Here is a 21,073-nt window from a genome sequence, read left to right on the forward strand (position 1 = left end):
GATTTTTGTTTGAACCGTCAAATTCCTTGGGAAAGTGACTTCCAACCTTTGGATGGAAGAGAAGTAAGATGTTTTTACTCTAATTTGTTCCCTTTTTGGCAACACTTACCCCAAAAAATCCGAAAAGACCAACGGGTAGAAGTAAAATCCATTGCGGTGCCAAGATTTGCTGCCAAATACTTACAATTATAAATATGAGTGAAAATAAAACATATAACCAGCTTATTTGCTTGATGAGTGTGTATTTTGGTGGCGTTTTACTTTTAAACCCTTCATTTAAATAAACATACGAGGTTGCAAATAAGATAACGGTTACAATATGCCAAACTCCAAGCCATTCGATTTTAGCTTGAGCGTTTAAATCGCTATCCATTAGCGGGTTTACCAAGGTTGTTTGCCCCAGAAAGGTATGCACCAAAGCACCAAATAGGTTCATAAATCCAGCTAGTTTTATAGATATTTTTGTCTTCATCAGATGTTTTCCAGGTTTAAAAAGTGGTTTAAATCGTTTTTGACTTCTATTAAATAATTTTTGGACTGTTTTTTGTTTTTTATCATCTCGTGATAGCCAATAAGGTAGTTGTAAAAAACGCGGGCCTTTATCACGGCCATCTCTTCTGAATAACCTAGTTCCTCAAATAGTTTTGCGGAATAAGCAAGTCGTTTAGCATCTATATCATCTATTACTTGTTGTATTTCAGAGTGATTTTTAGCATAACGCTTTAAGAAGAAGATAAACTCTAGGTAAGGCTCTTTTTTAAAGGCCACCTTCAAAAAACTATTCACCTTATCTTTAATACTTCTTTCTTTTTCGGTATTGCTAATGATTTGAAGCGTTTCAATCTCTACCCAATATGTTACCAAATCATTGATGAATTCTTTCTTGCTTTTAAAGTGCCAATAAAAGCTAGACTTATTACAGGAAAGTTCCTTTGCCATGGTTTCAATAACAATTCCTGAGATACCTTTTTGTGAAAACAACTGATACCCGAGCTTTATCCAATCTTCTTTTTGTGCAATTATTTTTGGCATAATTAGACGCAATCGTTTAATAGAGCAAATGTAGTTTTTTTATTTATTAAACGAAAGCGTTCAATAAAAAACTGCTAATTATAAAAACGAGATAACATTTTTAATAAGCCTCCATAAAATTCTTGGCCGTATTCTTATTTTTAGATAAAAAATGCGAGTCATATGAATGATCGAGACTTCCTTCGCCTAAAGGCATTTTTCCCACATGTTGACTTTGACAAAGAAGAGGAACACTATTTTAGGTCTTTATGGTCGGTAAAAACTTTTAACCAATACGACCTGATCACAGAGGCTGGAAATGTTGAGCGGTATTTCTATTTTGTACTGGAGGGTGTACAGGCCATTTACATTTTAAATGATAAAGGTGAGAAGGTAGTGCTGGGCTTTTCGTATTCAGGAAGTCCGTCTGGAGCGTTTGATTCTTTCATTAAAAAACAACCTTCCGATACTTTTCTGGAGGCCTTGAAGCCTTCCAAAATGTTGGCCATTTCGTATGAAGGTTATCAAAGCTTATTTGAAAAACATCAAGAGTTTTACGTTTGGGGGCATGAATTTTTTCAGCACATATTGTTTGGAAGGTTGAGCAGGGAGGTTGAACTGTTGACGCTTTCTGCAGAGCAACGCTATATTGCCTTTATGCAACGTTGCCCCAAAGAGCTAAAAGTGATTCCGCAAAAGTATTTGGCCTCTTACCTCAACATGAAACCCGAAACCTTTAGTCGGTTACGGTCTGGCACCTCGTATTGAAAGACTTCTCGACTTCGCTTGAAGTGACAACCTAAAGATTAAGCTGTTTTGCTATCTGTTCTTGGAGTTTTGGAATCACTTCAACTTCAAACCAAGGGTTCTTGCTCAACCAAAATCGGTTTCTGGGAGAGGGATGTGGCAACACAAAATAGTCTGGTGCGTAGTTGCTATAATTTCTAACCGTCTCTGTTAGGTTTTTTTCCATTCTACTCCCTAAATAATGCCGTTGGGAATATTGCCCGATCAAAATGGTCAATTTAAGGTTTGGCAGTTTGTCCAATAATTGCTTGTGCCATTGGGGGGCGCATTCAGGCCGCGGGGGCAAATCGCCCGACTTTCCCTTTCCGGGATAACAAAATCCCATGGGCATTTGGGCAATTTGGGTTTCGTCATAAAAAGTCTCATCGGTAACACCCATCCATTTTCTGAGTTGTTTTCCGCTCTGGTCGTCCCACGGAATTCCCGTTTGGTGCACTTTGGTACCCGGAGCATGTCCAATGATCAAAACCTTGGCATCGGAGTGTGCTGCAACAATGGGCCTGGGCCCTAAAGGTAATTTTGAAGAGCACAAGCTGCATTTTCTGATCTCAGAAAGTAGTTTTTCCATTACTTAAAGATAAAAACTAAAGCACATCAATTTAAATTGACATGCTTTAGATCATGAAAAAGCATTCAATAGCCTAGCGTACTATTTGGTGCTCAAATTTTTCCAATTCTTGTTTGCCGTGGCCAATAATTTTGACTCATTTTCGGCAATCCACAATTGTTTGGCGTCCACTTCAACATCGTTCAAGAACAGATAATATTTACCATTGCTCACCACAAATTTGGTGGGATCTACCCTGAATTTTGCCTTGGCATAAACTCCAAAGGCACAAAAACCACCATATTGCGGCATATATTTTTCAGGATTTTTCTCAAACTTTAACTTCTGCTCAGCCGAAGTAAAATAATAAGCTATGTCCTTATGCACGGCCTTATATTGTTTTGAGCCTCTTTGTGCCAACCCAAGATCCAAATAAGACACTGGGCTATATCCTTGCAAGCCGATCTTACTGTCATCAATGTTATTTGCTTTTTTGTCCTGCCCAAAAGTTATTGAGCTTATTGCCAAAGCAAAAAGGATTACTGTTGTTTTAATTGAATTCTTCATTGTTCTATTTTTTTAATAATTGTTTTATGTGTTTATAATTCTTCTTTTGTTGCACTCAGGGAAACCACGGTAAAAACCACCGCTGCGTTCACCCAATAATAGTGCGCATCCAACCCTTGAAAACCAAGGGCAAAAGGGATAACCATAAAGGCTATGGCCACCGCTAGATCAATGGTCAAATGACCTTGGAACGGGATAGTGCGAAGTGCTCCCAGTCTATAATCCGTTAAAGCACTTACCACCAAAACCGCGGTTCCCGTGATCACCGATATCCAGAGGGCCAAATTGTTGGTCCCACCTAGTCCTAGTAAAAAGGGAGCCAAAATCAAACCGATTCCGGCTGAATAATCGGCTACGCCGTGTAGTGTTGGAGAAATACATCTGAACTTCATTTTACTGTGCATTAAAATATTCTTCCTGTACTACTTCTCCGTTATCGTTCCAGATACGTCGAATGATCTCGTGCCAGTAAATTTTACTGTCGTCCTTCATGTTGAAATCGAAAGTGAATTCTGATGCAGACACATTTCCATCCACAATGGTGTGGTGATGGGTAATGCCGTTCACTTGGGCAATTGCTCCTGCAAAGCCTTCCATTTTTTCAACCATTTGTTGTTTGTTGGTAGTTGCTACGCCATTGTAGTCAGCTGTGGTCGCATCCTCTGCAAAGAACTGTTTTACAGCATCCACAATAGCGCCTTGGGCAACTATACCATCCATTTCCGTGGCTAATGATTTAATATCCATTACTTTTATTTTTTAATGATTAAACAAATTTTAGTTTGTAATTACATTGCAAATTTCAGCATGGAATGCCCGTTAAGACCTACAAAAAAGACGCTAAGAATTGTACTTTTTGGTTCTGTAACCAGAAGGTGTTGTTCCCGTATAATTTTTGAAGAAGTGGGAAAAATGATTGGCCTCCTCAAAACCCAAAGCAAAGGCAACTTCTTTAATGGGTGCATCCTGGTCCAGTAATTTTTTTGAAGTGGAAATCAGCTCGTTTCTAATCAATTGACCCAGGGAAGCATTCATTTTGGCCCTGGTTTTTTTGGAAAGTGCTTTTACAGAGAGATTCATTTTATCTGCATAAAAAGCAAGGGGACGCTGCTCAGTGTGGTATGTCTTCAACAATTCAATCAGGTTTTGGGCAAAGGTGTCCCTGTTTTCATAATCAAAATCGTTACGAAATTGAGATGGTGTCATTCCGGTGGTGCCTTTAAATACACGATTGAAATAGGCAGGGTCTTTGTAACCAGTCTCATAAGAAACCTCTTGAATACTTTTGTCCGTAAAAACGATTTTCTTTTTGCCTTCCATCAGCCTCTTGTTCGATATCAAATTTTTGATGGACAGGCCAATTTTATCCTTGACCAAGGTCTGAGCTTCATACCCATTTTCGGTCATTAACTGGGTGAGGTCATTGTTATTGAAATTACCATAGTAGTTTTCATCAATAATGTCCTTAATGTCAAATATGATTTGATATTCTTGCTTGCTGGCCTTGAACGGATTTTGCCAATACCATTGTTTTGAAGAAATATCGATGATTTCGGAAGTATTCTTAGAAAACACTGTGTTGGACAGGTATCTTTTGCACTCCTCACATTCGTTAAAGTTGATGTAGCCCAATGAAATTAAATGCTTAAAAAGCACCCTTACCTCTTTCTTTTCAAAAATGGTCTTGCTGGGGAATTCTATTTTTCTGACCACAAAATCATCCGAAAAGAATTTGATGTACTGTCCTTTTTCCAAATAGATGGCTTTATCCTGCCAATCGTTATAGTTTTTAAAATCGACCTGAATGGTCCCCGAGCCTGAAATAATGTGCAGCAGGGTATACTTGTTAATAAAGTACACCTTGTTTATCTCCGGATGTAGTTTTTGTACCACTTTGGCTTTTGGTTATTGCCCAAATAAGTCGAAAATGAAGCGGCTTACTAACAATCATGAAGTTTCATAATGGATAAAATATCAATTCACAAATCAAGACATTCAATAGGGGTCACTCCTTTCGATGGAGCGTGTTTATGAGTGACGAGAAATAATTTAAAAGAGATTCCTCCTCATGCTTCGTTCGGAATGACAAGTAAATGTATAGCGTTTGTCACACTGAGCCTGTCGAAGTGTGTAGAACGAACAGAGATGTCTATCCTTCGACAAGCTCAGGATGACAGCTCAACTTGATTCGACAGATAAATGATTAAGGCATTCCGCCTACCACAATAACAAATTCACCTTTAGGTGGTTTTGCAGTAAAGTGTTCCAAGACCTCAGCAACGGTTCCCCTTACGGTTTCCTCGTACATTTTGGTCAATTCCCGTGAAATTGAAACGGGTCTATCTTCTCCAAAATATTCAACAAATTGGGTAAGGGTCTTGATTAATTTATGTGGTGATTCGTAAAAAACCATGGTTCGAGATTCTTCCGCGAGCTGTTTTAACCGAGTTTGACGCCCTTTTTTTATTGGAAGAAATCCTTCAAAAACAAAGCGGTCATTCGGCAGCCCACTGTTCACTAAAGCAGGTACCAAAGCTGTGGCCCCTGGCAAACATTCCACCTCAATACCATTTTGAACACAAGCTCGGGTCAGCAAAAATCCGGGATCAGAAATAGCCGGAGTTCCAGCATCGGAAATCAAGGCCAGAGTAACTTCCCCTTTTAATTTTTGAACCAAAGATTCAACCTGTTTGTGCTCATTGTGCATATGATGGCTTCGCAAGGGTGTGGGAATTTCGAAATGCTTGAGCAGTTTTCCACTGGTACGGGTATCTTCCGCCAAAATTAAATCAACCTCTTTCAGCACTTTAATAGCTCTGAGGGTGATATCCTCCAAATTTCCTATTGGTGTTGGAACCAAAAACAGTTTTCCCATGGGGCCAAAGTTACGGCCTTACCTGCTTTCCTGTAAAATAAGATATCAAAACCAGAACAAGGGCCATTGCCGCTCCACCTTGACTACCATCACCAATCATATAATGGGCGAAAAAAGCGAGAAGGGTGTTAAAGAAAAAGCCTGCATACGCCCATTCTTTCAACCATTTGGAAAAATTGCCCCAAATGGTGACTAGGCCCAATAGCTTTGCTAATGCCAAAGGATAAATAATATAGGTGGGGTACCCCATGGTCTCAAAGAAACCGGCAATAGTTTCATGGTTGAAAAAGTAATTGTAAACGGAAAAGCACATTAGCGCCGTCAACAATCCAGTAGACAGCCAAAAGGCAATTTTTTTGATTTTCATGTTGGTGTTTTTAGGATGTGTTCCTAAAAATATAAAAAGAAAACGGAAAAGTCATTAGGCAAATCTGCGTTCAACTAAAGCCACAAACCTTGCTTCGTAATCCTCCTTGCCCTCCCAATTGTTATATTCGGGCTTTACCATATTGTTAATAAACGATATAGACCGCTCTTCGGTATCAATAGTGTTTAATTGTGACAACACTCTGCTGTAATCGCTCATATTGTCATCGAATAAATGTTTTACAAAAGCCAATTTATCATTAAGCCCTACCTGAATATCTTTAACAAAAGTATCATTCAAAGATTTTGTTTTTGTGTTTCCCGGAGGAGATAAAATCTCCTTTTCATTCTTAATGGTCTCCGGTTTGGCAACAAACTCAGTAAAAACTTGCTCCAGAGCAGCCTCCGTTGGCATTTCTGAAACCATGTCCTTTATAGTGTCCATCCCTGGTGTAATAATGTCATCTTGATGAGGGTTGCTCTCTGGCACGGCAATGTTTCCACTCAACACTGCGTTGGCCATTTTTTCAAATCGAGTAGCAATTACATTTTTGGATACATCAACCTCAATGTCGCTTAACTTCTCATCTATAAATTTGAGTACGGCCAATTTTTCGTAAATACCTTTAGCCTTATCATAAAGTTCTATCAACTCCTTATCTTCCCGCGCAGTAATAATATCCGTGGATAATTTTACCAACTCTTCCCTTAATTTCCTTATCATCGCTATTAATCTTTATTATAAAAATAAAATCATTTTAAATACACCACTACGAACAAAAGGTTAAATTTTAATCCAAAATTGGGGCATATTTTTTTAGTAGTTTTGTGCTTTCTCATAATAAAAACGAAAAAACCACTCAATTTCGTTTAAAAGTACATTATGTTTCTCGAAAATACGGTAAACCCTAAAGAACAATTTGGATGGATAGAAGTTATCTGCGGTTCCATGTTCTCTGGAAAGACCGAAGAACTTATTCGAAGATTAAAGCGTGCACAATTTGCCAAGCAAAAAGTTGAGATTTTTAAACCTATTGTGGATACGCGCTATAATGAGGAAATGGTAGTTTCCCATGATGCCAATGAAATCCGTTCAACACCGGTTCCAGCTGCTGCCAATATTCGTTTGTTGGCCGATGACTGTGATGTTGTTGGGATTGACGAGGCCCAGTTTTTTGATGATGAAATCGTATCGGTATGCAACGACTTGGCCAATAGAGGCGTTAGAGTTGTTGTAGCCGGATTGGATATGGATTTTAAGGGAAATCCCTTTGGACCCATGCCCGCTTTAATGGCCACGGCCGAATATGTGACCAAGGTACATGCCGTGTGCACACGAACAGGAAATCTTGCCAATTACAGCTTTAGAAAAGCCAATGATGATAAACTTGTACTGCTTGGCGAAACAGGAGAATACGAACCTCTGAGCAGAGCGGCATTCTACAAGGCCATGCTCAAGGAAAAAGTAAGCCAAATGGATGTGGAAGCTGAGGAAGTACAAGCCAAAAAGAAACCTGCCAATGGATAAAATTGGTGAATCTACACTTTTCATAGACCTGTCTGCCCTTGAGCACAATTACAGGTATTTAAAATCCAAAATAGCTCCAGAAACGAAATTTTTGGCTGTTGTAAAAGCCTTTGCCTACGGAAGCGATATGGTGTCCATTGCCAAAAAAATGGAAAGTTTAGAAGCTGATTATTTAGCCGTGGCCTATGCCAAAGAGGGAGTTTTGTTACGAAATGCAGGCATTAAAATACCTATTTTGGTATTACATCCCCAACCCATAAATTTTGGGGAAATCATAGATAATAATTTAGAGCCCAGCCTTTATTCCCCAAAAATTCTACGCGAATTTTTAGCAGAGGCAAAGCAAAGACAATTGGCAAACTTTCCAGTCCACATCAAATTCAACACAGGATTGAACAGACTTGGTTTTTGGGAAAGTGATGTCGCTTTTATCCATCAACAATTGCAAGGACGAAATGAATCGAAGGTAATTTCTATTTTCTCCCATCTGGCCGCTTCAGAGGATAAAAATGAAAAGGAATTTAGTCAAACACAAATTTCCACTTTTGAAAAAATCAGCAAGGAAATTGACCAAAAATTGGGCTATTCCCCTTTCCGACACATGCTGAACACTTCAGGAATCATTAATTATCCACAAGCACAGTTTGAAATGGTCCGCAGTGGAATTGGATTATATGGATACGGTAATGATGCTAAAGTTGATGCTCAACTTAAGCCAGTAGCCACTCTCAAGACGGTAATTTCACAAATACACAAAATTGAGCCACATGAAAGTGTAGGATATAATCGAGCGTACAAGTCTGAAGGATATCGAATAACAGCTACCCTTCCCTTGGGTCATGCCGATGGCATTGGTCGGCAATATGGAAGTGGAAAAACCTATGTGTCCATCAATGGAAAAAAAGCTTTGATCATTGGCAATGTGTGCATGGACATGATCATGATCGATATCACAGGAATTGATTGTAAAGAAGGAGACGAAGTGCTAATCTTTGGTGAAGAGTCATCGGCGGAAGATTTTGCTGGCTCCGCAAACACCATCTCTTATGAAATTCTCACCGCCATATCTTCTAGGGTAAAGAGAGTTGTAACCTCATGATTTTTAGACGTTCCAGTTGGTGGGAAACTCTTTTTTTAATTACATTGTAAACATATTAACCAGTTAAACTATACAAAATGCTAAAAGAGTTCAAAGATTTTGCAATGAAAGGGAACCTAGTGGATATTGCCGTAGGTTTCGTAATGGGTGCTGCCTTCAATAAGGTCGTTGCCTCCTTTACAGGTGGAATTGTCTCTCCCTTGATCGGTCTTATTTTCAATGCGGATTTCAAAGATTTAAAATATATCATTAACGAAGGAACAATGAATGATGCGGGTGAAAAAGTAGGAGAGGTTGCAGTTATGTACGGTGAATTCTTGACCAATGTCATCGATTTTATCATTGTGGCCTTTGTAATGTTCATGATTGTAAAAGGAGTGAACAAGATGAAGAAGAAAGAAGAGCCAGCTCCAGAAGCCCCAAAAGGTCCTACTACCGAGGAATTGTTGGTTGAAATTAGGGATGCTCTAAAGAAATAAATGTAAAAGACCCTGAAAAATTTCAGGGCAGACCGCTACACCTAAACCAATCTATAAAAACCGTCAGGTTGTTTCGCTAACATGCTGACGGTTGTTTTATTTATAACATTTTGTTATTTTATGATTATAGTGTAATAAAATGCTTGCTTAAAAGCTATTCTGCCCTAACTTTGTCCCTTCATTAAAGAAAATTAAAATGAAAGTAGCAGTTGTAGGTGCCACAGGAATGGTTGGCGAAGTGATGTTGAAAGTATTGGCAGAGCGCAATTTTCCAATAACGGAATTGTTGTTAGTAGCTTCGGAACGTTCTGCGGGCAAACAGTTGACCTACAAAGGAGAAGAATATACCGTGATTGGTCTTGCAGATGCCTTGGCCGCCCAACCAGACATTGCCATCTTTTCAGCTGGAGGCGCAACCTCATTGGAGTGGGCCCCAAAGTTTGCAGAAGTAGGTACAACGGTGATAGATAACTCATCCGCTTGGCGTATGGATCCTAGCAAAAAATTGGTGGTTCCTGAAATCAACGCCCATGAATTGACCACTGAGGACAAAATTATAGCAAATCCCAACTGCTCTACCATTCAAATGGTGATGGCTCTTGATCCATTGCATAAAAAATACCAAATGAAGCGCGTGGTGGTCTCCACCTACCAATCCGTTTCAGGAACCGGGGTAAAAGCCGTTCAGCAATTGGAAAATGAAATTGCAGGTGTAGAAGGTGAAATGGCCTACCCATACCCCATTAGCAGAAATGCATTGCCGCACTGCGATGTGTTCATGGAAAACGGCTATACCAAAGAAGAAATGAAACTGGCCCGGGAGCCTCAGAAAATATTGAACGACCGAACGTTCTCCGTTTCGGCAACAGCTGTTCGAATCCCTACAGCTGGTGGTCATTCAGAATCTGTGAATGTGGAATTCCACAATGATTTTGATCTTACAGAAGTACGAAATCTCTTAAGTGAAACCCCCGGAATAGTGGTTCAGGATAATCCAGACACCAACACCTACCCCATGCCCATTTATGCGCATGACAAGGATGATGTGTTTGTAGGTCGAATCCGCAGGGATGAAACCCAACCCAATACGTTGAACATGTGGGTGGTATCCGATAACCTTAGAAAAGGCGCGGCTACCAATGCCGTTCAGATTGCGGAATATTTGGTGGAAAACAGTTTGGTTTCATCTACGTCAGAGGCTATTTCATAGAAAATACTAAACATTAGTTGCTCTTAACACGGGTAAAAGTTTATTTATGGTATTTTTATCAGAATCAATCTGAAAAAAATGCGAAAAACAACTATCCTTTCTACAGCACTTATTTTTGCTGCTTTTGGAACAATTTTCAGTCAAAAAGAACAAATTCCTGTGAAATATCCATATACTTCAAAAATTGGTGTTATAGACACTTATTTTGGCACTAAGGTTGAAGATCCTTATCGATGGTTGGAAGATGATCGAAGTCCAGACACCGAAGCTTGGGTTAGAAAACAGAATAACCTCACGTTTGGTTATTTAGAAAGAATTCCTTTTCGGGAAAATCTGAAAAACCGATTGGAAAAACTCTGGAACTACGAAAAACTGGGTTCCCCTTTCAAAGAAGGTGATTATACCTATTTCTATAAAAATGATGGTTTACAGAACCAATATGTGGTCTACAGAAAAAAAGACGGTGGTGAGGAAGAGGTTTTCTTGGACCCCAACACTTTTTCTAAGGATGGAACCACTTCCCTAATGTCCTTAAATTTTACTAAGGATGGTTCTAAAGTAGCCTACCTTATTTCCGAAGGCGGAAGTGATTGGCGCAAGGGCATTGTAATAAATGCCGAATCCCGTGAAGTTGTGGAGGACACTTTGGTGGACATCAAGTTCAGTGGTATTTCCTGGAAAGGCAATGATGGTTTCTTCTATTCCAGTTACGATAAACCCAAAGGAAGTGAGCTTTCGGCAAAAACCGACCAACACAAATTGTATTATCATAAATTGGGAACACCTCAATCTGAAGACAAAATTATTTTTGGCGGCACACCTGAAGAGAAACACCGCTACGTAGGTGGTTATGTTTCGGAAGATCAAAAGTATTTATTCATCACGGCATCTACTTCAACATCAGGAAATAAATTGTTTTTGCTGGATTTATCTCAACCTGATAATGGTTTGGTCTCCATTTTGGATCATACAGATTCAGATACCTATGTTATTGAAAATGTTGGTTCTAAATTATACATGGTCACCAATATGGATGCTCCCAACAAAAAAATTGTGGTGACAGATGCCACTGATCCCACTCCTGAAAATTGGAAGGATTTCATTCCTGAAACAGAGCACGTGCTTACCACTGGAACCGGGGGAGGTTACTTTTTTGCCGAGTATATGGTCGATGCCATTTCAAAAGTGTTGCAATATGATTATGATGGCAACTTGGTACGCGAGGTTGAGCTGCCCGGCGTAGGTAGCGCTGCTGGTTTTGGTGGCAAGAAGGATGAAAAGGAATTTTATTTTTCCTTTACCAATTACAATACGCCAAGTTCTTCATACAAATACAATGTAGAGACTGGAGTGTATGAGCAATATTGGAAGCCTGAAATTGATTTCAATACAGAGGATTACGAATCAACCCAGGTGTTTTATACCTCAAAAGATGGTACAAAGGTGCCCATGATCATCACCCATAAAAAAGGAGTAGAGCTCAATGGAAAAAACCCTACTATTTTATATGGTTATGGCGGTTTCAATATTAGCTTAACACCCTCTTTCAGCATTGTAAATGCCGTTTGGATGGAACAGGGAGGAATTTATGCGGTTCCAAATCTAAGAGGTGGGGGTGAATATGGAAAGAAATGGCATATTGCAGGTACCAAACAACAAAAGCAGAATGTTTTTGATGACTTTATCGCCGCAGCCGAATACCTTATTGACAACAAATACACTTCCAAAGAATATTTGGCCATTCGTGGAGGGTCTAATGGAGGCCTTTTGGTAGGTACTACCATGACCCAACGCCCAGATTTAATGCAAGTGGCGCTTCCAGCTGTAGGGGTTTTGGACATGCTCCGCTATCACACGTTTACTGCAGGTGCGGGCTGGGCATACGATTACGGAACTTCTGAAGAAAGTGAGGAAATGTTCAACTACTTAAAAGGCTATTCACCCTTGCACAATATTAAAGCAGGAACATCCTATCCAGCTACTTTGGTCACTACCGGTGACCATGATGATCGTGTGGTTCCGGCACATAGTTTTAAGTTTGCCGCGGAGCTACAAGAGAAGCAAGCAGGAGACAATCCGACATTGATAAGAATTGAGACCAACGCGGGGCACGGAGCTGGTACTCCGGTCAGCAAAACCATAGAACAATATGCTGATATTTTCGGTTTTACCTTTTTTAATATGGGGTATGACAAGTTGCCAAATCAAGCTGTTTTAAAAGAATTCAAGGATTAGAAATACTTCTATTGGCTTAAAATCCGTTTCTATAGAAGCGGATTTTTATTTTTTAACTCCAATATGCTTAAAGTTCATATAGATTCCTTCACCTATACTACCAAAACCACCTTGGAGAACATTTCTTTTCAGGTAGCAAAAGGGGAATATGTGGCTTTGATGGGTGAAAGTGGTTCGGGCAAGAGTACCTTGCTTAAAATTATTTACGGCCTTTTGCATATTAAAAATGGTTCCATCTTTTGGGATGATAAGCAAATCTTAGGCCCCAACTTCAATTTGATCCCCGGTGAATCATACATGAAATACCTTTCACAGGATTTTGATTTGATGCCATTCACCTCTGTTGAAGAGAATATTGGACAATACCTCTCTGTATTTGAAAGGGAAACACATCAACAGCGTATTCAGGAATTGTTGGAACTTATTCAGCTGGAGAGTTATGCCAAAACAAAGGTCAAAAATCTGAGTGGCGGACAACAACAGCGAGTTGCGTTGGCTAGGGTTTTGGCCCAAGAACCTGAAATATTATTGTTGGACGAACCCTTCGGGCATATTGATAATTTTAAACGCACTTCGCTCCGAAGAAACCTGTTCCATTATTTAAAAGAAAAAGGAATTACAGTGCTTACCGCCAGCCATGACCCCAATGATGTATTGCCGTATGCAGATCGAACCTTAATTTTGGAAAACGGTAAAATCATTGCGGATGAAAAAACCAAAAAACTGTATAAAAATCCTCCAAATTATTATACTGCTTCATTGTTTGGGGAAGTCAATGAGGTTCCCATAAAACTATTAAAGTCCTATGCAGCCATAGATCGTTCTGTATTGGTTTACCCGCACGAGTTTCAGCTATCAAAAGGCTCTGGGCTAGAAGTAACTGTAAAAGACTCCTTTTTTAAGGGAAGCCATTATCTAAATGAAGCAGATGCAGAAGAAGGTACCATTTTGTACTTTGTCACTTCCAAAAAACTAAGTCCAGGCGACACTGTTTTCCTTAATGTATCTTTGGGTACCATTAATGCACGCCTCCACGTTGAACAAAGAGCAGATTCTTAAGGAACTAAAATTTAAAGCCATACGAAGTAGCGGTGCGGGTGGGCAACATGTCAATAAAGTGTCCTCTAAGGTAGAACTGTCATTTTTTTTACAATCTTCTGAAGGACTTACGCAAACCGAAAAGGAGCGATTACTTTTAAAACTGGTTTCCCGACTCAATAAGGAAGGGGTTCTTATATTACAGTGTGACGAAGCTAGGAGCCAGCACAAGAACAAACAGATTGTGATTCAACGTTTTTTTGAGTTGATGAAAAGGGCCTTGCAGGTTCCCAAAAAAAGAAAAGCTACCAAACCTTCAAAATCTTCCATTGAAAAACGGTTAAAATCCAAAAAGAAAGCTGCCGAAAAGAAAGTGAGTCGTAAAAAACCGGATTGGGATTAACCGCTAACAAAAACTCCTTCCTATGGTAAGGTAATAGGCCATCGGGTTTTATCAGCTGCTGTTATTGAAGTATTTTCTAATTCATCTGGAATAATGAGACCCTTCTATATTTAGCTTTTCCTTCCTCCGATTGTAAATCCAATGGACAGCCCAAAATAACTGTTGTTTACTATTCCTACTGCCTTATCTCCTGGGATTTTAATATCTGCTTTGGGAATAAAATTATATTCCAATCCAAGTCTAGTATTTCCTAATTCAAATCCCCCTCTAAGCAAAAGACCCAATTGGTTTTTGACCGTTCCTTCAAGGATATTTTGACTTCCAGCAAAAGATACGTCGATGGGGCTCAACAAATAATACCCTATTCCAATACCCAAATAGGGGCGATTATAATTTTCATTTAGATAATGGTCAAAAGTGGATACAAAAGAAATGACAGCATTATCATTTTCTTCATCGATAAAGAATTGGGAGCTATTATTAGTTTCAAACTTTTGAGAGTTCACTGAAATTCCAAACCTCAATCCGATAACACTATTATAAGAAATTTCGATTTTAGGCTCAACATTGAGCATTAACCCAATGTTCTCAGATTTCGTTTTTAAAAGAACACCAGGTTCTATTCTCAATTTCACTTGCGCATTTAGATAGAAAAACCCGAATAAGAATACTAAAGGCAATAATTTTTTCTTGCAAAAAAACCGAGGAAGAAAAACTTTCATAAACGCTTTTAGTAGGATTATTTAATTAAAACGTTCTATGTTTTTCATAATTGTGGGAAGAAAAGATGAACAAAGGGCCGAAGGAATGATATGACCCTTTCCGTCACTTCGAGCCCAGTCGAGAAGTCTTAATAGTACATTTATGGTCTTGATTACACTCGACCTTGCACATGAAGCTACAAAACCTCAAGAATCACAATTTCATTACCATTAAAGCTAACCATGCCTCCTTGCTCTTTACCCAATAACAACTGTGCAATTGGAGTACCCGGTGAAATACAAAATACAGTAAAATTTTCTGTTTTATAAAGTCCCACGGAAACGGAAATGAAATAATTGGCGGTTGATGTTTTCACCAGACTTCCCAATACAATTTTTGAAGAGTTTTTAGCAACATTTACTTTTTGAAGTGTTGCTTTGGTCTTATCCAGGTCTAAAAGTTGTTTTCCTAATTTCTCCTGTTCTAATTGTACCATGGCCCTTCCTGTTTCATGTTTGTCGCCAGCACTACTTTTGGTTTCTGAGCCTAGGGACTCCTTCAACTCAATACTTCGTTGTTTTAAGTTACTCGATTTTTGATTCAGTTGATTCCAGCAAAATTTTAGAAGCTCTTCCTTCATTTTCCTTTTTATGTTAACCAAAAATCAATCTAAAAACGGTTTCCCTATTTGGAACAGAATGTACCTTTAAGTTGCCCCCATGCATTTGCATTACCCTTTTGGAAAGACTAAGCCCAATCCCGGTACCTTCATTTTTAGTGGTAAAAAAAGGAACGAAAATCTCATCTATTAACTCTGGTGGAATTCCAGGACCATTGTCTCTGACCTCGATAAACTTCACCCCTTCTTTATCAATTCCAGCTTCAACATGTACCTTTCCGTTTTCAACCTTTACTACAGATTGAAGGGCATTTTTTCCAAGGTTGATGAGCACTTGGGTAATTTGCTTCTCATCAATAAAAAACTCAAGATCCTTTGGTGAACAATTGATTGAAAATGCGGTACTCTCTTCCAACCTTGCCGACATCAATACATTTATTTTTTCCAACAATCCACCACCTCCAATGATTGCCCTATTGGGTTCAGGAACATTCAACAAGCTTCGGTAAGATTGTACAAAATCCATTAAATCTCCGCCTTGTTCCTTAATTACCTCAAGTCCTTTAAGGGTATTGGCCACCTGGCTTTCCTCCAAGTTTTTCAAAGGAACTATTTCTCCATTTTTGCGATAATATTTAATAATAGAGTCTGAAATGGAGGCAATTGGGGTTATGGTATTCATAATTTCATGTGTAAGCACGCGAATAAGTCGCACCCAAGATTCCGTTTCTTTTTCATCTAACTCCTGATGAATATCTTGCACCACCACAAGCAACAATGATTTTCCATCAAGGGATATTGGTGTTGATTTTAGCGACAATTGTATCTGTTCCCTTTCATTGGTTAGTTGAAAAAGTTTCCTTTTAAAGGGTTTAAAAGGTTGAAAAACCTCGTACAATTTTTCATCTACTTGAGCCAGCTGTTTTATATGGTTCAGAGGAGTATAGTTCAATAATTTTTCCAAAGTGGGGTTCGCAAAAAGAATATGACCCTTTTCATTAAAGGTCATAATACCAATGCTGGCCTGTTTTAAAATTTCCTGATAATATTGCTCTTTAACCTGCAATTGCAAATGCACTTCCTGAATAAGGTCGTTTACCCTATTTAAACTTTTATTGAGTTCTTTAAATGACTCTATGGATACCCTTTCCGGAAACCGTAATGTGAAATCCTCATTACGGATAGCATCAAAGAAGTAGGCAATTTTGCGGTTGGTGCTATTGATGAATTTGATTAAAAAATGTAGTTGTGCCCCAAGAAAAAAGACAGCAAATGCCATAGCAAAGTACCATTCCCAAACAAAAGAAAACGCAAGAGTCATAGCAGTTAAGGCTATTATTAGTACCCTAAAGATTACCTGAAAGTAAAAATTTCTACTGGCCATTACTTACTCTTTTTCTTTAGTTTATTGTATAAAGTCTGACGCGAAATTCCCAATTGCTCTGCCGCAGCACTATAGTTTCCATCATGTTGATCCAATGCTTTCAAAATCATCTGCTGCTCCATTTCATCCAAAGTGGCCGGACCATGTTCAAAAGATTGAGAAGGCTTGTTGTGCAGTAAAAAATCAGAAGGCTTCAATACATTTCCTTCTGAAAGGATAACCGCCCTCTCCATAGTATGCTGTAATTCACGCACATTTCCAGGCCATTGGTAATCCATTAGCTTTTCTTGTGCCAAGTTGTTAATGCGCAGCCCTGGCTTATCATATTTGTTTGCAAACCGTTTCAAGAAAAAGTCGGCCAAAATCAGGATGTCCCCCTCCCGTTCTCGCAAAGGAGGAACCTCTATATGAATGGTGTTGATCCTATACAAAAGATCTTCCCTAAAAAGTCCATCAACCACCATTTGTTCCAAATTGCAATTGGTGGCACATATCAAACGGATATCCACATCAATGGGTTTATTGGACCCCACCCTGGTAACAGATTTATTCTGGATAGCCGATAACAACTTGGCTTGCATCTGTAAAGACAAGTTGCCCATTTCATCCAAAAACAAAGAGCCTTGATTGGCTGCTTCAAACTTTCCGGCACGATCTTCTTTGGCATCGGTAAAAGATCCTTTGATATGTCCAAAGAGCTCACTTTCGAACAGATTTTCTGCAATGGAACCCATATCTACACCAATAAAAACTTCATTTTTTCTAGGCGACAAACGATGTAATTCACGGGCAATAAGCTCTTTTCCTGTTCCATTTTCGCCCGTAATCAAAACATTTACGTCCGTTTTGGCTACTTTTCTTGTAAGGTTAAGCACTGCGGTCAATGCCTTGGAATTACCAATAATAAGGTTTTTGCCATCGTTGATGACTTGTTTTAAATGGCTCTCCTTTTTTTTGAGGTTACGAATCTCAAGTTTGGATTTTCGATATTCGTAAGCCGATTTCACCGTAGTCAATAGCCGTTCATTGTTCCATGGCTTTAAAATGAAATCGGATGCTCCTTGTTTCAGTGCCCTTACCGCCAAATCTACAGCTCCATAGGCTGTCATCATAATTACGGATGTGCTTGGAGATTTTTTCTTGATTTCATTCAACCAGAACAAGCCTTCATTTCCCGTGTTGACCCCAGCAGAAAAATTCATATCCAATAAGACAATGTCAATCTCATCTAGGTTAGGAAAAGAGGAAATTTGGTTGGGATTAAAAAGAGTTTGAACGCTTTTGTACTCAAACTGCAATAGAATCTCCAATGCGCTCAAGACATTTTTGTTATCATCAACCACCAAAATACTGGCATTCGTCATAAGGCTTTAATTCTTAAGTGATTTAAAACTACAAATTGTAATCATCAATTTTTTACATGTGTAAAATATTTGGACATTTTTTGTACAAAATTTTTACACTCTTTCTTTAAGAGTGGTTTTCATTGTTATTTAACTAGCTGATTATCAACATAATATTTATTTGGCACAAGAATAGCTTCTACTTTGGCACAGATAAAAAATCATGACCTTTAAAACATATCTTGTACTACTTACTTTCCTTGTTTCCTCTACTGTATTTTCTCAGAAGGTTTGGACATTGGATGAGTGTGTTACCTATGCCGTTGAACATAATCTTCAAGTAAAAAATGTGTCTTATAGCAACAATTCAAGCAAAGAAACTTATAGACAATCTGTAAGGGATTTATTGCCTACAGTAAATGGTTATACGGATTATAGAATCCAGTTTGGTCGATCAGAAGATCCAAACACCAATGATTTTGTAAACACTGAATTCTTTAGAAACAATTATTCTCTAGGGGCCAATCTTGATGTTTTCCGAGGCTTTCAAAAGCTCAATGCCATAAAAGCTTCCAAGTTCATTTACAAAGCCACTCAAGAGGATGTTTTGCAAGAAAAATTTCTATTGGCATTTAGAGTGATGAGTGCTTATTATGACATCAAATTTTATGAAGGGCTAGTATCCAACTCACTAGAACAACAAGAAATTTCACAATCCAACTATGATCTGGTAAAAAAGCAAGTGGATTTGGGAATGATGGCCGGAGCTGACCTATATGAAGCGGAATCCAATTTACTTGGAGACAAACTTCTGGTTACTCAAAACAAGAACTTGCTTGCCAATGCCAAGCTTACCCTGCTTCAAGAAATGAACCTAACGGAAGAAAACGATATCAATTTACAGCCTACATTAGAAGCCTCTGGTGATGGCAGAACCAATAAAATTGCCTTGGATTCGCTGTACAATGTGGCAAGAGGTTTTGTCCCTCTTGTAAAATCACAAGAGTTTCGTGTTAATGCTGCCAAAAAACAATTGCAATCTACCAGAGGAGGTCTTTATCCATCCCTCTCGGTTATTGCAGGAATAGGAACCAGTTATTTTGAGACCAATGTTGATGATGATGGGAATTTGATTCCTTTCAGAACTCAGTTCAAAGACAACACTTCAAAATTTGTTGGTGCAGAGCTAAGCATTCCTCTCAGCAATGGCTGGTCCAATAGATCAAGGGTAAAGCAACAAAAAATAGCCTATTTGCAAGCCAAAAATAATCTTGAAATCCAAGAGCAAGAGCTCTTTCAGCTTTTGCAACAATTGGTTCAAACCAATAGTGCGCTAACCAATGAGTACGAACAGAGCCAGAAAAAGGTACAGGTACAGGAACTGGCCTTTGCCATTGCACAAAAAAGGTATGAAAAAGGATTGATCAATGCCTTAGACCTTTTTCAGGCCAAGAACTTGTTCGGTGTTGCACAAAATGAGAACTTACAGGTAGGTCTCAGACTTAAAATAAATAAGAGTACCATTGATTTTTACAGCGGGCTACCCATTTTTAATATCAACTAAAAAGAACCATGGATATACAATTAGAAAAAAAGAAAGGACTTAAACCAAAACATTACGGCTATATAGCTTTAGGCCTATTGGTGTTGTTCACTGGCTATAAATTGATTTTTGCCAGCTCTGTCTCTACCTACAGAACAGAAAAAGAACGCCTTTCCATTGCCCAGGTCACCGAAGGAAAGTTTGATGATTATATTACTATAAATGGTAACGTAGCCCCCATTGCCACTATTTATATGGACGCTTATGAAGGCGGGCGGGTTTCAGAAAAGCTAATCGAAGAAGGAACAATGGTGAAAAAAGGAGACATCATCCTTAAGCTGGAAAATATGGGGCTGTACGAGCAAATCTTGGCCAGCGAAAGTAACTTGGCCTTAAAACAAAATGACCTGCGTTCTACAAAATTGACATTCGATTCAAGACAAGTAGAAGGCCGGAGGTCTTTGGCCACAGCAGAATATGACCTTCAAAGGCTAAAAAGAAATTATGAGCAGAATGATGCTTTATATAAGGATGAATTGATTTCGAAGGAAGAATACCTGCTGTCCAAGGAAAACTACGAGCTTTCTAAAAAACAGTATGAAATTGTAAAACTACAGACCGAGCAGGATGATCAACTGAGAAAAACCTCATTGACTGGACTGGATACGGATTTACAGCGGATGCAAAAAACTTTGTCCATGGTTTATGAGCGACTTGACCATTTAAATGTTAGAGCACCAGCAGACGGACAGCTTGGTTTTTTGGATGCCGAAATTGGGCAGAGTATTTCTCAAGGGGAACGTATTGGTCAAATCAACGTTCTCACAGATTTTAAGATTGAAGCCGAAATAGATGAGCATTACATAGATCGTGTAAAAAGAGACCTATCGGCTACATTGGAAAGAAATGAAAAAGAATACGGACTTCGCCTGCGAAAAGTTTATCCAGAAGTAAGGAACGGCAGATTTAAAGTGGATTTGGTTTTCACTGACGAAAAACCAGAAACGATTAGAGCTGGTCAAAGTTATAATATACGACTGCAATTGGGAGCTTCAAGTGATGCTATGTTGTTGCCCAAAGGAGGATTTTTCCAAAGCACCGGGGGGCAATGGGTCTTTGTAGTTGGAACAGATGGCAATGAGGCCTTAAAACGAAACATTCGTATTGGAAAGCAAAACTCCAGATACTATGAGGTATTGGAAGGATTGCAGCCGGGTGAAAGTGTAATCACCAGCAATTATGACAGCTTTGGAACAGCAGAAAGAATAGTATTAAAATAAAAAACTGTCACAGAGTGTACAGTCAAGAAGTCTTTAA

Annotated in this window: 24 protein-coding genes; 10 read left to right on the plus strand and 14 right to left on the minus strand. The window is 38.9% G+C overall.

Going from position 1 to position 21,073, the window contains the following annotated elements:
• Positions 1-79: 79 nt before the first annotated feature.
• On the minus strand, positions 80-472 hold the full coding sequence (locus CRO15_RS02715) for a hypothetical protein (protein ID WP_097044236.1): 393 nt from the start codon (positions 470-472) through the stop codon (positions 80-82).
• Positions 472-1,032 carry a TetR/AcrR family transcriptional regulator gene (locus CRO15_RS02720; RefSeq protein ID WP_097044237.1) on the minus strand — a complete coding sequence of 187 codons (561 nt, stop codon included), beginning with the start codon at positions 1,030-1,032 and terminating at the stop codon, positions 472-474. Before CRO15_RS02720 ends, CRO15_RS02715 begins: the two co-directional genes overlap by 1 nt.
• Before the next feature lie 162 nt (positions 1,033-1,194).
• Here CRO15_RS02720 and CRO15_RS02725 point away from each other — a divergent pair, with 162 nt between their 5' ends.
• Positions 1,195-1,779: a Crp/Fnr family transcriptional regulator gene (locus CRO15_RS02725; RefSeq protein ID WP_097044238.1), complete on the plus strand. Its 585-nt coding sequence runs from the start codon at positions 1,195-1,197 to the stop codon at positions 1,777-1,779.
• A 31-nt stretch (positions 1,780-1,810) separates the two neighbouring features.
• Here CRO15_RS02725 and CRO15_RS02730 read toward each other — a convergent pair whose 3' ends face one another.
• The 8 genes from CRO15_RS02730 to CRO15_RS02765 all read right to left on the minus strand — a co-directional run bounded on the left by CRO15_RS02730 (position 1,811) and on the right by CRO15_RS02765 (position 6,897).
• Entirely contained in the window at positions 1,811-2,386 is a 576-nt protein-coding gene (locus tag CRO15_RS02730; protein ID WP_097044239.1) for a uracil-DNA glycosylase family protein, read from the minus strand.
• A gap of 81 nt (positions 2,387-2,467) precedes the next feature.
• Entirely contained in the window at positions 2,468-2,932 is a 465-nt protein-coding gene (locus CRO15_RS02735; protein WP_097044240.1) for a YHS domain-containing (seleno)protein, read from the minus strand.
• Between the two features lie 32 nt (positions 2,933-2,964).
• The gene (locus CRO15_RS02740; RefSeq protein ID WP_097044241.1) at positions 2,965-3,324 is read right to left on the minus strand and encodes an SPW repeat domain-containing protein; all 360 of its coding nucleotides are present in this window, start codon (positions 3,322-3,324) and stop codon (positions 2,965-2,967) included.
• A gap of 1 nt (position 3,325) precedes the next feature.
• On the minus strand, positions 3,326-3,679 hold the full coding sequence (locus CRO15_RS02745; RefSeq protein WP_097044242.1) for a hypothetical protein: 354 nt from the start codon (positions 3,677-3,679) through the stop codon (positions 3,326-3,328).
• Positions 3,680-3,772: 93 nt separating this feature from the next.
• On the minus strand, positions 3,773-4,825 hold the full coding sequence (locus CRO15_RS02750) for a helix-turn-helix domain-containing protein (protein WP_097044243.1): 1,053 nt from the start codon (positions 4,823-4,825) through the stop codon (positions 3,773-3,775).
• Positions 4,826-5,135: 310 nt separating this feature from the next.
• Positions 5,136-5,807 carry a 16S rRNA (cytidine(1402)-2'-O)-methyltransferase gene (gene rsmI / locus CRO15_RS02755; protein WP_097044244.1) on the minus strand — a complete coding sequence of 224 codons (672 nt, stop codon included), beginning with the start codon at positions 5,805-5,807 and terminating at the stop codon, positions 5,136-5,138.
• Positions 5,808-5,817: 10 nt separating this feature from the next.
• Positions 5,818-6,174, minus strand: coding sequence for a DoxX family protein (locus tag CRO15_RS02760; RefSeq protein WP_097044245.1), 357 nt, complete (start codon positions 6,172-6,174; stop codon positions 5,818-5,820).
• Positions 6,175-6,228: 54 nt separating this feature from the next.
• Positions 6,229-6,897, minus strand: coding sequence for a hypothetical protein (locus tag CRO15_RS02765; RefSeq protein WP_097044246.1), 669 nt, complete (start codon positions 6,895-6,897; stop codon positions 6,229-6,231).
• A gap of 159 nt (positions 6,898-7,056) precedes the next feature.
• On the opposite strand from CRO15_RS02765, the gene CRO15_RS02770 reads away from it, so the two are divergent.
• The 7 genes from CRO15_RS02770 (at position 7,057) to arfB (ending at position 14,165) form a co-directional block, all read left to right on the plus strand.
• The gene (locus CRO15_RS02770) at positions 7,057-7,701 is read left to right on the plus strand and encodes a thymidine kinase (RefSeq protein ID WP_097044247.1); all 645 of its coding nucleotides are present in this window, start codon (positions 7,057-7,059) and stop codon (positions 7,699-7,701) included.
• Complete coding sequence (alr, locus tag CRO15_RS02775) at positions 7,694-8,800, plus strand: alanine racemase (RefSeq protein ID WP_097044248.1); 1,107 nt, start codon at positions 7,694-7,696, stop codon at positions 8,798-8,800. Before CRO15_RS02770 ends, alr begins: the two co-directional genes overlap by 8 nt.
• Before the next feature lie 77 nt (positions 8,801-8,877).
• A complete protein-coding gene (gene mscL, locus CRO15_RS02780; protein ID WP_097044249.1) occupies positions 8,878-9,279 on the plus strand; it encodes a large-conductance mechanosensitive channel protein MscL in 402 nt (133 codons plus the stop codon).
• Between the two features lie 196 nt (positions 9,280-9,475).
• Positions 9,476-10,489 carry an aspartate-semialdehyde dehydrogenase gene (locus CRO15_RS02785; RefSeq protein ID WP_097044250.1) on the plus strand — a complete coding sequence of 338 codons (1,014 nt, stop codon included), beginning with the start codon at positions 9,476-9,478 and terminating at the stop codon, positions 10,487-10,489.
• Positions 10,490-10,567: 78 nt separating this feature from the next.
• The gene (locus tag CRO15_RS02790) at positions 10,568-12,724 is read left to right on the plus strand and encodes a prolyl oligopeptidase family serine peptidase (RefSeq protein ID WP_097044251.1); all 2,157 of its coding nucleotides are present in this window, start codon (positions 10,568-10,570) and stop codon (positions 12,722-12,724) included.
• 63 nt (positions 12,725-12,787) lie between these two features.
• On the plus strand, positions 12,788-13,783 hold the full coding sequence (locus tag CRO15_RS02795; RefSeq protein WP_097044252.1) for an ABC transporter ATP-binding protein: 996 nt from the start codon (positions 12,788-12,790) through the stop codon (positions 13,781-13,783).
• On the plus strand, positions 13,746-14,165 hold the full coding sequence (gene arfB / locus CRO15_RS02800; RefSeq protein ID WP_417935199.1) for an alternative ribosome rescue aminoacyl-tRNA hydrolase ArfB: 420 nt from the start codon (positions 13,746-13,748) through the stop codon (positions 14,163-14,165). The genes CRO15_RS02795 and arfB overlap by 38 nt, the downstream gene beginning before the upstream one ends.
• Before the next feature lie 110 nt (positions 14,166-14,275).
• On the opposite strand, the gene CRO15_RS02805 is transcribed toward arfB, so the two are convergent.
• From CRO15_RS02805 to CRO15_RS02820, 4 genes are all read right to left on the minus strand, one after another.
• The gene (locus CRO15_RS02805) at positions 14,276-14,800 is read right to left on the minus strand and encodes a hypothetical protein (RefSeq protein ID WP_133067191.1); all 525 of its coding nucleotides are present in this window, start codon (positions 14,798-14,800) and stop codon (positions 14,276-14,278) included.
• Between the two features lie 263 nt (positions 14,801-15,063).
• A complete protein-coding gene (locus tag CRO15_RS02810; protein WP_097044255.1) occupies positions 15,064-15,507 on the minus strand; it encodes a 3-oxoacyl-ACP synthase in 444 nt (147 codons plus the stop codon).
• 13 nt (positions 15,508-15,520) lie between these two features.
• Entirely contained in the window at positions 15,521-16,870 is a 1,350-nt protein-coding gene (locus tag CRO15_RS02815; protein WP_097044256.1) for a sensor histidine kinase, read from the minus strand.
• On the minus strand, positions 16,870-18,234 hold the full coding sequence (locus CRO15_RS02820) for a sigma-54-dependent transcriptional regulator (protein ID WP_097044257.1): 1,365 nt from the start codon (positions 18,232-18,234) through the stop codon (positions 16,870-16,872). Before CRO15_RS02820 ends, CRO15_RS02815 begins: the two co-directional genes overlap by 1 nt.
• A 202-nt stretch (positions 18,235-18,436) precedes the next feature.
• Between CRO15_RS02820 and CRO15_RS02825 the strand changes: the two genes are divergently transcribed.
• Complete coding sequence (locus CRO15_RS02825; protein WP_097044258.1) at positions 18,437-19,777, plus strand: TolC family protein; 1,341 nt, start codon at positions 18,437-18,439, stop codon at positions 19,775-19,777.
• 8 nt (positions 19,778-19,785) lie between these two features.
• A complete protein-coding gene (locus tag CRO15_RS02830; RefSeq protein WP_097044259.1) occupies positions 19,786-21,036 on the plus strand; it encodes an efflux RND transporter periplasmic adaptor subunit in 1,251 nt (416 codons plus the stop codon).
• Positions 21,037-21,073 lie beyond the last annotated feature (37 nt).

Source organism: Flagellimonas pacifica, from assembly GCF_900215465.1.
Lineage (GTDB): Bacteria > Bacteroidota > Bacteroidia > Flavobacteriales > Flavobacteriaceae > Flagellimonas > Flagellimonas pacifica.